Here is a 14,996-nt window from a genome sequence, read left to right as displayed (position 1 = left end):
GCGCCGAAAGGGTCAGCTCGCCGCCCAGACGAAGATCGCGATGGCGACGAGGCCGATTCCCGTCAGCCCGATCTCGAGCCGGCCCCAAAGGTCGATCACCTTGCGCGCCTCATGGGCGGCGTCCGCGCCGATGAGGGCGAGGATGCGATTGTTGAGCGGCACGATGGCGAGATAGGTGTAGGGCCATGTCGCCAGCATGACGAGCGCGCCGAGCGCCCAGCGGACGTCGTTGAGTTCGCGATAGGCAATGAAGCCGAAAAGCGCGGCGACCGCCGCCAGTCCGGCGAGCAGGATGAAGCCGCGATGGTCGGAGGGCTCCCATTCCTTGATAAGGGCGTCGTCGCTCAGCGCCAGCCGCGCCGGCTGCTCGACGTAATTGACGTAAAGAGAAGCGCCGGTGAAGGCGCCCGCGGCTGCGAGCGCAAGCGAACCAATGATCATTCCAACCATCCTCGAATTAATTTCTTGTGTGAAGCGACGGGCGCCGCCTCACGCGGACTCGATCGCTTCCTCGTCGCAGACGATGCGGGCGTTGGTCTCAGCCTCCGCCGCAATGTCGAATTTGAGCGCCCTGATCGTTTCCTCGTCCCGCGCGCGCTCGGTGAAGTGATCGAAGAACATCTTCATCGTGCGGTCGATCCCATGCGGATTTATACGCCTTGTGTCGTCCCGATAGAAGCGGCCGGCGTTGGGGGCGACGGTGACGAGGTCATAGGAGGGGAAATAGCCGATGTTGGGCCGAACCCGCGACACTTCGTCCGCCGCCGCGCGCAGGATCGACTTGATCGCGCAATTCGACTCGACGACATGGCGGTCCTCATAGGTCGCGATGATGCCGACCGGCGAGACGCTCAGCACGATGCGCACCGTCGGATTGACCTCGCGAATGCGGTCCACCGACGCGAGGAAGTCGCGCACGACCTCGCTGACCGTCATGTTGTAGAATTCGTAGACGTCGGGATCCCATTCGCCGCCCGCGACGCCGGGCGCAAGCTGCAGGATCGCGCCGTCCGGTTTGTGCCGCCATGTCTCGGTGTGGCCGAAGGTGAAGACGAACACGTCCATCGTCTCGATCATCTTGCGGACGGCGGCGAGATGGCGCTCGCGATCGGCGCGCATCTCATCGAGCGTCGCATAGCCGTCGGGTTCGATGCGCGGGCGGAAAGGGTCGACGAAACGGCCGTCTTCCGGACGGTTCCAGTAATCGAGCTGCGGAATGAAGCGCCCATAGGCGCGGTCGATCAGCTGCAGCAGTTGCGCGGTGGTGTAGAGATTGCCGTAACGGCAGGAATACATCGAGTAATTGCGCCGCAGCGCCTCGTCCTTCGACATGCCCTGCGGCGGCTGTTCCGCAAGGTAATAAGTGTAGCCGCTGCTCTGCAGCCGATGGGCGATCTCCTGCGCGAAACAGCTCCCGGCCGTCGCCACCTTGTCCTGCGGCCTGATCTTGAAGGGCGTCTTCACGAGCGGATCGATGGCGAAGGGCGGCAGGGACGCCACCGCCTTGCGCCAGAAGCGATGGTCGGGTAGGGAGCTATAGGGGTTGTCCGCCATCCGGCAAACTCCTCATCGATGCTGATCGATCTGTTGCAGCACGGCCCCTCGCCGCATCTCTGGCGCGCCGACGCTCATGATCGGAACATAGACGGGGCGTCGCCGCTTGTCACCATTAGGCGTCCCGCAAGACGCGGCGAAGCTTGGCAAAACCCCGTCGATTCCTTGGCAAATCCGGTGAATGGCCGCATGTTTTCGCAGATCGACAGACAGATACTCAAATGCTGGCGCCAATATCTGATCGAGCCGCGCATCGCGAAATGCACCGGCCGGGTGTTGCGCAACACGGGACCGCGAATCGCCGTCGTCGGCAATTGCCAGAGCTTCGGGGTCGCCTATGCGATGAAGGTGCTGGACCCGAGCGCGACCGTCGACCATTATTCGGTGATCGGCCATTCGCGCGCCAATATGGACCTTTTCGCCAGGACGCTCGCGACCTACGATCACGTCTTCACGCATGAATTTCTCGACGGCCATGTGCGCGGGGGAAATTCCGACGAATTATGCCGGCGCCTGCCGCAGGCCTTGATGTTTCCGGGCATCGGATTCGCCGCCTTCCATCCCGATCTGATCTACATCCACGACCTGCAGCAGCTGCACGGCTTCGTCTTCGGGCCGATCGGCCCCTATCATTCGGCGGTCGGGCTTTTCGCCTATCGGAAGGGCCTGTCGCTCGAAGAGGCGAATGCGCTCTTCAACGAAAATGTCTTCGAGGCGCTCGGCTATTTCGACGTCTGGAACGGGGCGGCAAAGGAGCTGCTCGATCTGGGGAAAAAATTCGACTTCGATCTTTCCGCCGACCTGATGAACTGGTCGCGGCGCGGCGTCTTCATGTACAGCACGGTGCATCCGATGAGCTTCGTGCTGTTCGATCTCGCCAAAAGGATATGGGAGAAGGTCGGTCTCACGCCGCGCGCGGTCGATTTCGATTACTACGACATTCGCGATCTTTCACGCGCGGAGATTTTCCCCGTCTATCCGCCGATTGCGAAGATGCTCGGCGTGCAGGGCGGCTATCTGTTCAAGCTGGGCAATCACCATCTCGCGCACACGGTCGGCGATTTTCTGACTCTGCCGCAATATCTTGCCGCCTGCTACAAAATCTACGCTGCGCATGAAGTCTCGCGGCTCGGCAATGCGCGGGTCGACGCCTGGCTCGCGGATGAAAAGACCAGCGATCTCCTCGTCAGGCTTGCGCGCGAAAATCTGAAGGCCGGTCTCACTCCGACGCTTTGACGCGTCGGCGTTTTGCTCCCCCGAAATCAGCAAGAAGCCCGACCGGTTATCGCCGGTCGGGCTTCTTGTTATTTGAAGCGCGTGTCGAAGCGCGCGAGATTGAATGGCGGTTTGTAGGGGTGAAGCGGGTTTTCGCCTGCGAAAGGCTTCACGACCGTGAGGATGCGGTCGCGATGCTTCAGCGGCGCGAAGCCGGAAGGATCCTTGTCGCCGAGATTGCCCAGAAGATGCGCCGGGTCGATGTTCACCCTGAAGCCCGGCCGCGGGCTCATCCAGCTCTGCGAGACGACGTCCATATAGGCCGTCTTCAGCATGTGGTTGAGGCCCCATTGCGTGGGCACGAAGCAGGATTTCGAGGAGTCGGACATGTCCCAGTAATAGGTGTCCGGCCGCAGCTCCAGCGTCGCGTCGCCCTCGAAGATGGCGATCGAATTTTCATGCATCAGATGGCGCACTTCAGCGAAGCCCGCGAAGGGATCGACGAGGTGATAATAGACGCCGAGACAGATGATGATGTCGAAGGTCTGATTCAGCTTCGACGCCTCGTAGATCGAGACGCTCTGGTTGATCTCGACATTCGAGTTCAGCAGCTTCTTTGCAAGCCGCAATCCTGCGCCGCTCGCCCAGTTCTGCGACACGTCGTCGGTGGCGAGCACGCTCTTCGCGCCGCGCCGCTCAGCGTAGAAGCTCCAGTAGCCGTCCCAGCAGCCGATCTCCAGCACGGACTTGCCGGCGAAGTCGATCTTGTCGAGTTCGCTTTCGATGAAGCGCCAGATGCGGCGGTGGTCTTCCGCCTGCGACACGCTACGGGCGCGCAGTCCATTGCCGAAATCATATTCGTGATACCAATGGATCGCGTCAATTTCCTTTTGCAGCGCCTCACGAGCGGCCGCGTCCTGCACGTCCATAGACTGTTTCCCTGACGAATTGTTTCGCCGCGCGCGCGCGGACGGTGGTGAGTGCGCCAAGCGGCGCCGGCGGCGTCATGCGCCGCCGCCTTCGGGATTTTGCCTTTATTCACCAGCCGGCGCAAGGCGCGGCCGGTCAGGCCTCCACGCTCTCCATCTGCCGCGTGAAGTCGCAGATGCGCGGCGCGATATGCGAGCGGAAGCGCGAGCCGTTGAAGACGCCGTAATGTCCGACGCCCAATTGCAGATAATGCGCCTTGCGGGCGGCCGGGACGCCGGCGCAGAGGTCGAGCGCCGCCTCCGTCTGGCCGACGCCGGAAATGTCGTCCTTCTCGCCCTCGACCGTAAACAGCGCCGTCCGGCGAATCGCCTTGAGGTCGATCAGCTTGTCGCGATGGCGCATGAGCCCGAGCGGCACCTCGTGGCGAATGAAGACGCGCTCCACGGTCTGCAGGTAGAATTCCGCCGTCAGATCCATGACGGCGAGATATTCGTCGTAGAAGTCGCGGTGTTTCTCGGCCGAGTCGCCGTCGCCCTCGACGAGATGGTTGAACATTTCGAGATGCGCCGAGACATGGCGTTCGAAATTCATCGACATGAAGCCCGAGAGCTGCAGGAACCCCGGATAGACCTGCCGGCCCATGGCGGCGTGCGGGAACGGCACGGTGTGGATGCAGTGGCGGCGGAACCATTCGATGCCGCGCTGTTCGGCGAGCCGGTTCACGGCGGTCGGCGCGACGCGCGTGTCGATCGGGCCGCCCATCAGCACTGTCGACTCCGGATAGTCGGGATCGTTCGCCGCCTCCATCGCGGCGATGGCGCAGATGAGGGGCACCGAGGCCTGGCAGACGCCGAGCGTATGAAGCGGGACGCCGTCCTTCTGCCGGGAAAGATGGCGCATCATGTCGGCGAGATAATCGACGTAGTCGTCGAGATCGAATCCGCCTTCGACGAGCGGCACGGTGCGCGCGTCGGCCCAGTCCGTGATGTAGACGTCATGGGTGGGCAGGAAGGCCTCGACGGTGCCGCGAAGCAGCGTGGCGTAATGGCCCGACATGGGCGCGACGATCAAGAGCTTCGACTGTTTCGGCGGCGCGCCGGCAAACTGTCGATTGAAATGCAGCAGGCCGCAGAAGGGGCGCTGCCAGACGAACTCCTCGACGATTTCGACTTCCTCGCCGTCGACCAAGGTCGTGTCGAGCCCGAACATGGGCTTGCCGTAGCGGCGCGTCATGCGCTCGAAGAGTTCCGCCGAGGCGGCGATGTTGCGGCCGAGCGTGGTGTGATGAAGCGGATTGAGCGGATTCTTGATGGTGTGGAGCAGGGCGTCGGTCATCGCGCGCGCCGGCGCGAAGGCCAGATGCAGCATTTCGTAAATCTGATACGACATACGGTCCATTTTTTACGCCTCTCCGCCCACCAAACTACCTCAGCCGTTGCGCCATAGTCGATGTTGCGATGCACAATGCAATTCTTAAAATATTCAAAATCTGGAAAAATGGAAGCACAACCCGTCAACTGCGCCCATTTGCCCTGCGGCGTTGCTTAACGTCCTGCGGGTTGGGCGCTTTTTATCCGGCTGCGAAGGCGCCGATCGCGAAGATAGCCCAGAGCGCGAGCGTCGCGCGGCGATAAAGGGCGAGGGCGCGGATGATGTCGGCGCCCGTCGCCTCGCGCCGTCCGTCGCCGAGAATCGCGCCATCGACCATTGTATCGCCATAGGCGCGCGGGCCGCCCAGCGCGAGGCCCAGCGCCCCGGCCATGGCGGCCTCGGGCCAGCCGGCGTTGGGGGAGGCGTGCCGGGGCGCGTCGCGCCGCGCCGCCGTGACGGCCGCTGCGGGCGCCGCTCCGGGCAGGGCGCAGGCCGCGGCCGCGATGAGGCCGGCGGCGAGACGGGCAGGGATCAGATTGAGCAGGTCGTCGAGGCGCGCCGCCGCCCAGCCGAATGCGAGATAGCGTTCGGACTTGTGGCCGATCATGCTGTCGGCGGTGTTGACCGCCTTGTAGACGAGCGCGCCCGGCAGGCCGAAGACAGCCAGAAACAGCGCGGGCGCAACGACCCCGTCCGAGAAATTCTCGGCCAGACTCTCGATCGCCGCGCGGGCGACGCCGCTGGCGTCGAGCCGGGAGACGTCGCGGCCGACGATCATCGAGACCGCCCGTCGTCCTTCGTCCAGCGAGACGGAGAGGCCCCGCGCGACCGCCGACACATGGACGTGGAGGCTTCGCTGCGCGAGGAGACTCGACGCAAGCGCGGCGAGGGCGATCGAGCCTCCGGGAAGCGCCAGCAGGACGCGCTGGATCGCAAAACCCGATATGAGCGCCGCGAGGACGAGCGCGAGCAGGGCGGCGGCGCCCTTCGCGCGTCGCATCGCGAAGCTCTCGCCCACGCAGTTGAGGCGCCGGTCCATCGCGCCGATCAGCGCGCCGAACCACGTAACCGGATGACCGACGCGCGCAAAGAGCGCGTCGGGATAGCCGGCGCCCGCCTCGATCGCGAGCGCCAGCAGGGCGAGGCCGAAACTCAACGTCCGAATATGCTGGTCAGGGTCGCCTTGGCCAGCGCGTGCTGGTTGATCGTGAAGCCCGCGATCGCCGTGCGGCCCTTGGCGTCGTTGCCGAGCTTCTCGACCTTGAGCGCATAGACCGTGATCACGTAGCGATGCGGCGCGCCCGGCGGCGGGCAGGGGCCGCCATAGGCCTTTTCGCCGAAGTCCGTCTCCAGCATATGCGCCCCGGCGGGGAGATTCTTGCCCGAGGCGTCGCCCGCGCCCCGCTTCAGCCCGCGTTCGGAAGCGGGAATGTCGACGACGAGCCAGTGCCAGAAGCCCGCCCCGCCCGTCGGCGCGTCCGGGTCGTGCATCAGAACGGCGAAGCTTTTGGTCCCCGCCGGCGGGTCCGTCCAGACCAGTTCGGGAGAAACATTGCCGCCCGTGCAGCCGAAAGAATCGTAGACATGCTTCATGTCGATCTTCTTGCCCTCGGCAATATCCGGGCTCTTGAGTTCGAAAGCCTGCGCGCCGCTCGCGTCGGCGGCGGCGAGCGCCATGAAGGCGAGGAAGGATGAGACGCTGCGCTTCATTCGCCGGACTCCTCTTTTTTTAAAATGGCGGATCGTTGTAGCGGATCGTCGCGACCCTGTCGCGCGCGTCCGGCGTCTCGCGAAACTATTGGCTGGCGGCAGGGCGGGAAGGCGGCTAATCATCATGCCGGAGCCTTTTTGGCGCCGCCCTTTCAAGGGCCCTCTGGGGGGCCGCGTTCGCGCTTTGGAACAACCATAGCCGCAAATGGATTCGCGTAGGAGGAAACATGAAGATCTCGCGCCGTCTGATGATCGCCGCCCTGGGCTTCGGCCTGACCGCATTCGCGCCCCAGATCGCTCATGCCGAGCAATATCTGGAGGACGCCATCTCCGAGACCAGAGAGGCGATCGCGGCCGGCAAGCAGGGTGAGCCGGGATCCTTCGCCGAACATGTGGCGCAGGCGATCGACCGCGCGCGCAGCGCCGTCTGGGTCAACCCGGTCGATCCCATCCGGAAAGGCATCAAGACGCTGCGAAAGGCTTACAAGATCGCGAGAGGTACGAGCCAGGAGGGCCGCCTCGACAAGGCGACGGCGCTGGCCGAATCAGCGCTCGCGCAGTTCGAATCCGTGAAATAGGCGAACAGAATCGAGACGGGCGTCCGGGCCATGCGCCCCGACGCCCCGCCCTTGATCGATCGATCTCGCGCGCCGCGTCGGCGCGCTGACGAGAACCATGACAGACGCGCCGAAAGATCGTCCGCTGCGACGGGGCTGGACCACCGGCGCCTGCGCCACCGCCGCCGCCCGCGCGGCCTTCGAGGCGCTGGCGACCGGCGCCCCGCCGCCGGACCCGGTGGAGATTGCGCTGCCCTCGGGCAGGCGCGTTTCCTTTGCGCTCGGCATGTTCGAGCGCGGCGCGGATTTCGCGCGCGCCGGCGTCGTGAAGGACGCTGGCGACGATCCCGACGTCACCCATGGCGCGCTCGTGCGCGCGACCGTGCGCCCCGCGCCTGCGGGGGCCGGCGTGCTTTTCGCGGCGGGCGAGGGCGTGGGGACCGTCACGCGCCCCGGCCTGCCGCTGCCGCCGGGGGAGCCCGCCATCAATCCGGTTCCGCGTGCGATGATGCGTGAAGCCATATCCGAAGCGGCGGCGAAACTTGGCGTCGGTCCCGATGCGCAAATCGAGATTTCGATTCCCGGCGGCGTGGAGATGGCGAAACATACGCTCAACGGCCGGCTCGGGATCGTCGGCGGCCTTTCCATTCTCGGCACGACGGGAATCGTCACGCCCTTCTCCTGCGCCGCATGGATCGACAGCATCCATCGCGGCGTCGACGTCGCGCGCGCGAGCGGTCTGACGCATATCGCCGGAACGACGGGTTCGATGTCGGAGGCCGCCGTGCAGCAACATTATGATCTGCCCGACGCCGCCTTGATCGAGATGGGCGATTTCGTCGGCGGCTTTCTCAAATATCTGCGCACGCATCCGGTTGCGCGCGTCACCATCGGCGGCGGCTTCGCCAAGATGACGAAACTTGCGCAGGGGCGGCTCGATCTTCATTCGGGACGTTCGAGCGTCGATCTCGCGCAATTGTCGCAGACAGCGCGCGACGCCGGCGCAAAGGAGGATCTCGCCTTTCGCATCGCGCATGCGAACAGTGCGCTGGACGCGCTTCTGATCGCGCGCGCGGAATATGTCGATCTCGCTGCGCCCATTGCGCTCGCGGCCTGGAAAACCGCCGCGCGCGCGCTCGATTGCGCGCAAATCGAGCTGGAGGTCCTGGTGTTCGACCGCGAGGGCGCGTTGCTGGCGCGCGCGCCATTTGCGAGCGCGGCGGCATGACTGAAAATCCGCACCTCACCTTCATTCTCGGCGGCGCGCGTTCGGGAAAAAGCGCCTATGCGGAGCGGCTCGTCATGGCCTATCCTCCGCCCTGGATTTACATCGCGACGGCTGAAGCCTTCGATGATGAAATGCGCGAGAGAATCGATGTGCATCAGGCGCGGCGCGGCGGCGAGTGGCGCACGATCGAGGCGCCGCAGGATTTGACGCGCGCGATAAGCGACGCGCCGGCGGACGCGCCCCTGATGATCGACTGTCTGGCGATCTGGCTCTCGAACAGAATGTTCGCCGACGCCGATCTTGTCGCCGACCGCGCGTCGTTGATCGCGGCCTTGTCGAAGCGGCAGGCGCCGACGGTCGTCGTGTCGCCGGAAGTGGGGCTGTCGATCGTCCCCGAAAACGCGCTCGCCCGCGCCTTCCGCGACGCGGCGGGGCTGTTGCATCAGGACGTGGCGAAAATCGCCGCGCATGTTGCGCTGGTCGTGGCGGGCTATCCGGTGAAGGTGAAGTGAGGAAAGTCCCTCCCCCCGTTTCACGGGAGAGGGGACAACATCTCACGCCCCCGCGGCCGTCAGTCCCTTCTCCAGATCGGCGATGATGTCGTCGATGTGTTCGAGACCGATGCACAGGCGCACATAGCCGGGCGTGACGCCTGCGGCGAGTTGCGCTTCTTCCGAGAGCTGCGAATGCGTCGTCGTCGCGGGGTGGATCGCGAGGCTGCGCGCGTCGCCGATATTGGCGACATGGTAGAACATCTCCAGCGCGTCGATGAATCGGCGGCCGGCGTCGGCGCCGCCTTTCAGCTCGAAGCCGAGCAAGGCGCCATATCCGCCCTTGAGATATTTGTCGGCGCGTTTGCGCGCTTCGCCCGTCTGATGGGATGGATAGATCACGCGCGTCACCTCGTTTCGGCTGGCGAGGAAGTCCGCCGCCGCCTGCGCGTTCTGCATGTGGCGCTCCATACGCAGCGTCACGGTCTCGATTCCCTGCAGCGTCAGAAAGGCGTTGAAGGGCGACGGCGAGGAGCCGAGGTCACGCAGCAGCGTCGTGCGCGCCTTGATGATGTAGGCGACGGGGCCGAGCGGCTTCACCGCCTCGACCCAAATGGCGCCGTGATAGCTCGGGTCCGGCGTATTCAGCGCCGGCTGGCGCGCGGGGAATTTCTCCCAGTCGAAATTGCCGCCGTCGATGATGGCGCCGCCGATCGACGTGCCGTGACCGCCGAGATATTTCGTCGTGGAATAGACGACGACCGCCGCGCCATGGTCGAGCGGGCGCGCGATGATCGGCGCCGCCGTGTTGTCCACGATGAGCGGGATTCCATATTCGCGTCCGATCGCCGCGACTTCCGCAATTGGAAATACCGACAGTTTGGGATTGGGCAGAGTCTCCGCGTAATAGGCGCGCGTGCGGTCGTCGGTCGCGCGGCGGAAATTCTCTGGGTCGGCGGGATCGACGAAGCGCACTTCGATGCCCTGATCCTTCAGGGTATTGGCGAAGAGATTCCAGGTCCCGCCGTAAAGATCGGTGGACGAGACGATATTGTCGCCGACGCGCGCAATGTTCTGGATCGCGAAGGCCGAAGCCGCCTGTCCGGAGGAGAGCGCCAGCGCCGCAGCGCCTCCTTCAAGGGCCGCGAGACGCTTCTCCAGCACATCCGTCGTGGGATTGCCGATGCGCGTATAGATCGGGCCCAGCTCCTTCAGCGCGAAGAGATCGGCCGCGTGTGCGGTGTCGCGAAACTGAAAGGATGTCGATTGATAGATCGGCACCGCGACGGCGCCGGTTGCGGCGTCGGCGCGCCAGCCGGCGTGAAGCGCGATCGTTTCCGGATGTTTCGAGTCGATGGCCATTTCCGGTTCCCTCCCTTGCAGTCTCGCTGACTAAACGAAAAGACGGGTCGACGCCATATCGTGGACAGGGTCCTTCCTTGCCAACGGGCGCTCCTCCTCCATCTATCTGATGGGGCGCATCATCGTCGCCGCGCAAGCCGAACGCGGCGACAGGGAGACGCCAGAATGAAAAAGCTTCTCATCATCTCTGCAGCGATCGCCGCAAGCGCCCTCATCGGCGCGCCCGCCTTCGCCGCGGACAAGGGCGACACATCGGGGCCGGCGGTTGGAACCCCGGTCAATCCATCGACGGCGGTGCAGAAGAGAAACACCCATGTCGGCAACAAAAATACAACAATTGCGGGGCCGAGCGGCATGTCGGCCGGCGTGCCGGGCGTGGAAGGGAAACGCGGCACTCAGAGCGGCGAAGTGCGTACGCCGCCGCCCAAGACCCGGCATAATTAACCCCGCGCGGCGTCGCGATCGCGGCGTCGCAGCTCCCTCCCGTCAATTCTGCAATTTCGCCGCGCAGGCGATGGCGAAGGCGTATTCCAGCGCCGTGTCTTCGAGCGACTCGAAACGCCCCGAGGCGCCCGAGTGGCCCGCCCCCATCTGCGTATGAAGCAGGACGGGTCCGCCGCCGCTCATCGTCGCGCGCAGTTTCGCGACCCATTTCAGCGGCTCCCAATAAGTAACGCGCGGATCGTTGAGGCCCGCGATGGCGAGGATCGGCGGATAGGGTTGCGCGACGATGTTGTCGTAGGGCGAATAGGACGCGAGCCGGTCGTAGACGGCGGGGTCGGCGACGGGGTTGCCCCATTCGAGCCATTCCGGCGGCGTCAGGGGCAGGTCGTCGCGAAGCATGGTGTTGAGCACGTCCACGAAAGGCACGGTGGCGATAATGCCGGCGAAAAGCTGCGGCGCTTCATTGGCGATCACGCCCATCAGCATGCCGCCCGCCGACGCGCCCTGCGCGACGATCCAGCCCTCGCGAGTGTAACCTGTCGCAATGAGATGACGCGCGACCGCGAGGAAATCGGAAAAGCTGTTGGGCTTGTGTTCGAGCTTCCCCTTCTCGTACCAGTCCCAGCCCTTGTCGGCGCCGCCGCGCACATGCGCATAGGCGTAGACGAAGCCGCGGTCGACGAGCGACAGCGCGTCCTCGTCGAAGCTTGCGGAGAGCGCGTCGCCATAGGCGCCGTAGCCATAGAGCAGCAAAGGCGCGCCCGCCCCCGGCGCGAAGTCCGCGCGGTGCAGCAGCGTGATCGGCACGCTCTCGCCGTCTGGCGCCGGGGCGAAGAGACGGCGCGTCACATATTTCTTCGGATCATGACCCGATGGAATTTCCTGACGCTTGCGCAAGACGCGCGTGCGCGTCGCCATGTCGTAATCGTAGATTTCCTCCGGCGTCGTCATGGACGAATAGGTGAAGCGCAGCGTCGTCGTGTCGAATTCGAGCCCGGCGTCGATATACAGCGAATAGGCTTCCTCCTCGAAGGCGATCGCATGCTCCTCGCCGCTCGCGAGATCGCGCACCATCAGTCGCGGCAGTGAGTTCTCGCTCACGAGCCAGACGAGAAAGCGCGCAAACACGAGGTGTGCGACGATCATTGCACCCTGCCTGTGCGGAATGATTTCGCGCCAGTTCTCGCGCGCGGGCGCGGCGAGCGGCGCGACGGAGATGCGGAAGTCGTCGGCCCCGCCGGCGTTGTTGTGGATATAGATAAGATCCCCGTGCGGCTCGACGTCGTAGCGCAGATGCGTCTCGCGCGGCGCGACCAGTTGCGGCCTTGCGTGCGCGTCGCGCAGGTCGATCAGCCAGCATTCGGCGGCGTCGTGGCCGCGGATGGAGACGATCGCGAAGCGGCGACAGCAGCTTTCGCGCAACGACACGAACCACGCCCCGTCCCGCTCCTCGACGACGAGCCTGTCCTGCGCGGGATCGGCGCCGATCTCATGACGGTAGACCTGCGCGGTGCGGTGATTTTCATCGACGCGCACATAATAAAAAGCTTTCGAGTCCGCGCTCCAGACAAGCGAACCGTCCGTGTCGATCACGACGTCGGGCCGGTCGACGCCGTCCGTCAGTGGGCGCGTGCGAATCGCGTAGAGCTCGGAGCCCATGTCGTCGACGCTCCAGGCGAGCTGGGCGTGATCGGGCGAATGGGTCATCTCGCCGATGTCGAAGAAATCGTGATTTTCGGCCAGCGCCTCGCCGTCGAGCAGCAGTTCTTCGGCGCCGCCCTCGCGCGGCGTGCGGCAATAGAGCGGTTGTTCGCCGCCCTCGCGGAAGCGACCGTAATAGGCGTAGTGCCCGTCCTTGTCGGGAACGTCGCTGTCGTCTTCCTTGATGCGGGCGCGCATCTCGGCGACGAGGGTTTCACGCAGAGCTTTCAGCGGCGCCATGACGCGGTCGCAATAGGCGTTCTCCGCCTTCACGAGATTTGCGATGTCTTTCGGCAGCGTCGCCGGGTCGCGCAGAACGTCGCGCCAGTTGTCCGCCGCGAGCCAGGCGTAGGGGTCGTCGCGCAGCCGCCCATGCATCAGGGCGCGATTCGGGCGGCGCGGCGCGACTGGCGGCGCGGCGCTGGCGTCGAAATGAGCGTCGGCGTCCGTCTTCGTCTCGCTGCCCGGGATCATTCATCATCCTTCAACTGTGGGGATCGACGCGTTTGCAGCATCGAGGGGCGAAAGTCGCGTAGACGTCAAGTAAACCATCCCTCGCCCTCGCGGAAATCTTAAAGGATTTATAAATTTTTTGCGTATTAGCCTTACCGTCAAACCCAGTGTCGTTCTTGAAGGAGCGGCCCCATGAGCCATCTCGACGCTGATCTGAAGATCGCGCCCCCGCGCCGCTCCGGCGATGCGCATCTCGTCTCTCAAGTCTTTGGATCAATTGCGTTTATGCCCAGGCGGATTTTCTACAGGCTGCTCGTGTCGGCGCTTGTCGGGGTCGTGGCGCTTTATGTCTGGCGGCGACGTTAGGACTGTCGCGGCGCGTTGAAACGCGCCGTCCGCGCCGATTGCGGCGGCAAGACAAATTGTCACAAATGCCATATTCTTCGCGCCGGTCGCCCGGTTCCTGCGAGCGGCCGAGGGAGAGTCGCGAAGCCGCGCGGCCGGCTTCTTTCAACAAAAAAGAGCAAACATGTACAAGAGCATCAAGTATTTCGCCGCAGCCGGCGCCTGCATCGGCCTGTTGTTCGGCGCCAGCGCCCTCGCTCAGCAGACCTGGGCCCCTCCCGCCGAGATCGCCCCCAAGGCGGCGGAGGGCGCTCCCGCCGCCGGCGCTTCGACGACGGCCGCTCCGGCCGCCAACGCCGAGGCCGCGCCGATGACCAAGGCGGAAAAGGAAAAGAGCTGCGCCGAACAGGCCGCCGCCAAGGGCCTCAAGGGCAAGGCCAAGAAGCAGTTCAAGGCCGAGTGCATGAAGTAAGTCAGGCCGCCGGCCGCTTTTCGGCGGCCGGCGATTTTTCGCGTCAGTAGACGCGCTCGATACAGAAATCCACCACCTCGAGCAGCGCGCTCTTCCACGGCGAGGCCGGGAAGATCTCCATCGCGTCGCGGGCGATGGCGCCATAATGCGCGGCGCGCTCGATCGTGTCGTCGAGGGCCTTGTGCTTTTTCATCAGGCCGCAGGCGGTCTCGACGTCGCCGTCGTTGATCTCGCCCTTCTCGAGCGTGCGGCGCCAGAACTCGCGCTCTTTCTCGTTGCCGCGGCGGAAGGCCAGCACCACGGGCAGCGTGATCTTGCCCTCGCGGAAGTCGTCGCCGACATTCTTGCCCAGCTTGGCGGAGGAGCCGCCGTAATCCAGCGCGTCGTCGATGAGCTGAAAGGCGATGCCGAGATTCATGCCGTAGCTGCGGGCGGCGGCTTCGTCCGCCTTCGGCTTGTTGGCGAGCATGACGCCGACTTCCGCCGCCGCCGCGAAGAGTTCGGCGGTCTTGCGGCGGATGACGGCCATATAGGCGTCTTCCGTCGTTGTCGTGTCCTTGGCGGCGTTGAGCTGGAGAATCTCGCCTTCGGCGATGACGGCCGCCGCCTGCGAGACGACCGTGAGCGGCGGGACCATGCCGGGCTCGACCATCATCTTGAAGGCGTGGCCGAGAAGGAAGTCGCCGACCAGCACGCAGGTCTGGTTGCCCCACAGCATGCGCGCGGCGATCTTGCCGCGGCGCATGTTGGACTCGTCCACCACGTCGTCATGCAGCAAGGTCGCCGTATGCATGAATTCGATGCCGGCGGCGAATTTGAGATGACCGTCGCCCTTGTAGCCGCACATGCCGGCGGTCGCGAGGACGAGCATCGGCCGCAGGCGCTTGCCGCCAGCCGAAATCAGATGGTTCGCGACCTCGGGGATCGTCGTGACGTCCGAGCCGGTGCGCTGAATGATCAGCTGATTGGTGCGCTCAAGATCGGGGCCGATGAGCGTTAGAAGACTGTCGAGGCCGGCGTCTTTCTTTTCTTCGAGCGGAACAACGATACCCACGGACCCCCCTACGGCCTTCCTTACAATTGGCGCGAACTTACGTCCTTGCGCCCAATGCGGCAAGTCGGCGACGGAATGACAACGCGCCCGAAATTGAAAAAAGCCCGGT

16 protein-coding genes are annotated in these 14,996 nt (G+C 64.6%); 7 read left to right on the top strand and 9 right to left on the bottom strand.

From position 1 onward, the window contains the following. Positions 1-12: 12 nt before the first annotated feature. Together LG047_RS07430 and LG047_RS07425 are read right to left on the bottom strand one after the other, a co-directional pair. Positions 13-441, bottom strand: a complete 429-nt coding sequence (locus tag LG047_RS07430) for a DUF1772 domain-containing protein (RefSeq protein ID WP_227966132.1) — start codon at positions 439-441, stop codon at positions 13-15. A 48-nt stretch (positions 442-489) separates the two neighbouring features. After that, a complete protein-coding gene (locus tag LG047_RS07425; RefSeq protein WP_227966131.1) occupies positions 490-1,554 on the bottom strand; it encodes a GSCFA domain-containing protein in 1,065 nt (354 codons plus the stop codon). An 18-nt stretch (positions 1,555-1,572) separates the two neighbouring features. On the opposite strand from LG047_RS07425, the gene LG047_RS07420 reads away from it, so the two are divergent. Next, positions 1,573-2,790, top strand: coding sequence for a WcbI family polysaccharide biosynthesis putative acetyltransferase (locus tag LG047_RS07420; RefSeq protein WP_227966130.1), 1,218 nt, complete (start codon positions 1,573-1,575; stop codon positions 2,788-2,790). 68 nt (positions 2,791-2,858) lie between these two features. Here LG047_RS07420 and LG047_RS07415 read toward each other — a convergent pair whose 3' ends face one another. The 4 genes from LG047_RS07415 to LG047_RS07400 all read right to left on the bottom strand — a co-directional run bounded on the left by LG047_RS07415 (position 2,859) and on the right by LG047_RS07400 (position 6,780). After that, on the bottom strand, positions 2,859-3,698 hold the full coding sequence (locus tag LG047_RS07415; protein ID WP_036283455.1) for a bifunctional 2-polyprenyl-6-hydroxyphenol methylase/3-demethylubiquinol 3-O-methyltransferase UbiG: 840 nt from the start codon (positions 3,696-3,698) through the stop codon (positions 2,859-2,861). 136 nt (positions 3,699-3,834) lie between these two features. Next, entirely contained in the window at positions 3,835-5,097 is a 1,263-nt protein-coding gene (locus LG047_RS07410) for a polyhydroxyalkanoate depolymerase (protein WP_305080320.1), read from the bottom strand. 172 nt (positions 5,098-5,269) lie between these two features. Continuing rightward, positions 5,270-6,226 (bottom strand): adenosylcobinamide-phosphate synthase CbiB, encoded by a 957-nt coding sequence (cbiB, locus tag LG047_RS07405; protein ID WP_227966129.1) that lies wholly within the window; start codon positions 6,224-6,226, stop codon positions 5,270-5,272. Beyond that, complete coding sequence (locus LG047_RS07400; RefSeq protein WP_227966128.1) at positions 6,223-6,780, bottom strand: YbhB/YbcL family Raf kinase inhibitor-like protein; 558 nt, start codon at positions 6,778-6,780, stop codon at positions 6,223-6,225. Before LG047_RS07400 ends, cbiB begins: the two co-directional genes overlap by 4 nt. A 227-nt stretch (positions 6,781-7,007) precedes the next feature. Between LG047_RS07400 and smbP the strand changes: the two genes are divergently transcribed. From smbP to cobU, 3 genes are all read left to right on the top strand, one after another. Further along, entirely contained in the window at positions 7,008-7,358 is a 351-nt protein-coding gene (gene smbP / locus LG047_RS07395; protein WP_036283446.1) for a small metal-binding protein SmbP, read from the top strand. Between the two features lie 97 nt (positions 7,359-7,455). Continuing rightward, the gene (locus tag LG047_RS07390) at positions 7,456-8,565 is read left to right on the top strand and encodes a cobalt-precorrin-5B (C(1))-methyltransferase (protein ID WP_227966127.1); all 1,110 of its coding nucleotides are present in this window, start codon (positions 7,456-7,458) and stop codon (positions 8,563-8,565) included. Further along, entirely contained in the window at positions 8,562-9,077 is a 516-nt protein-coding gene (gene cobU, locus LG047_RS07385; RefSeq protein WP_036283440.1) for a bifunctional adenosylcobinamide kinase/adenosylcobinamide-phosphate guanylyltransferase, read from the top strand. Before LG047_RS07390 ends, cobU begins: the two co-directional genes overlap by 4 nt. 42 nt (positions 9,078-9,119) lie before the next feature. Here the strand turns inward: cobU and LG047_RS07380 are convergent, their stop codons facing one another. Further along, the gene (locus LG047_RS07380; protein ID WP_227966126.1) at positions 9,120-10,418 is read right to left on the bottom strand and encodes an O-acetylhomoserine aminocarboxypropyltransferase/cysteine synthase family protein; all 1,299 of its coding nucleotides are present in this window, start codon (positions 10,416-10,418) and stop codon (positions 9,120-9,122) included. 165 nt (positions 10,419-10,583) lie between these two features. Between LG047_RS07380 and LG047_RS07375 the strand changes: the two genes are divergently transcribed. Continuing rightward, the gene (locus LG047_RS07375) at positions 10,584-10,862 is read left to right on the top strand and encodes a hypothetical protein (RefSeq protein ID WP_227966125.1); all 279 of its coding nucleotides are present in this window, start codon (positions 10,584-10,586) and stop codon (positions 10,860-10,862) included. Between the two features lie 42 nt (positions 10,863-10,904). On the opposite strand, the gene LG047_RS07370 is transcribed toward LG047_RS07375, so the two are convergent. After that, positions 10,905-13,037: a S9 family peptidase gene (locus LG047_RS07370; protein WP_227966124.1), complete on the bottom strand. Its 2,133-nt coding sequence runs from the start codon at positions 13,035-13,037 to the stop codon at positions 10,905-10,907. Between the two features lie 171 nt (positions 13,038-13,208). Between LG047_RS07370 and LG047_RS07365 the strand changes: the two genes are divergently transcribed. Together LG047_RS07365 and LG047_RS07360 are read left to right on the top strand one after the other, a co-directional pair. Beyond that, on the top strand, positions 13,209-13,382 hold the full coding sequence (locus LG047_RS07365) for a hypothetical protein (RefSeq protein WP_227966123.1): 174 nt from the start codon (positions 13,209-13,211) through the stop codon (positions 13,380-13,382). A gap of 163 nt (positions 13,383-13,545) precedes the next feature. Beyond that, positions 13,546-13,833 carry a hypothetical protein gene (locus tag LG047_RS07360; RefSeq protein ID WP_036283431.1) on the top strand — a complete coding sequence of 96 codons (288 nt, stop codon included), beginning with the start codon at positions 13,546-13,548 and terminating at the stop codon, positions 13,831-13,833. A gap of 43 nt (positions 13,834-13,876) precedes the next feature. Here LG047_RS07360 and LG047_RS07355 read toward each other — a convergent pair whose 3' ends face one another. Then, positions 13,877-14,887, bottom strand: coding sequence for a polyprenyl synthetase family protein (locus tag LG047_RS07355; RefSeq protein ID WP_036283428.1), 1,011 nt, complete (start codon positions 14,885-14,887; stop codon positions 13,877-13,879). Positions 14,888-14,996 lie beyond the last annotated feature (109 nt).

Origin of the sequence: Methylocystis sp. WRRC1 (assembly GCF_020733155.1) — a bacterium.
In the GTDB taxonomy this organism is placed as follows: domain Bacteria; phylum Pseudomonadota; class Alphaproteobacteria; order Rhizobiales; family Beijerinckiaceae; genus Methylocystis.
This window is presented reverse-complemented; position numbering and strand designations above follow the sequence as displayed.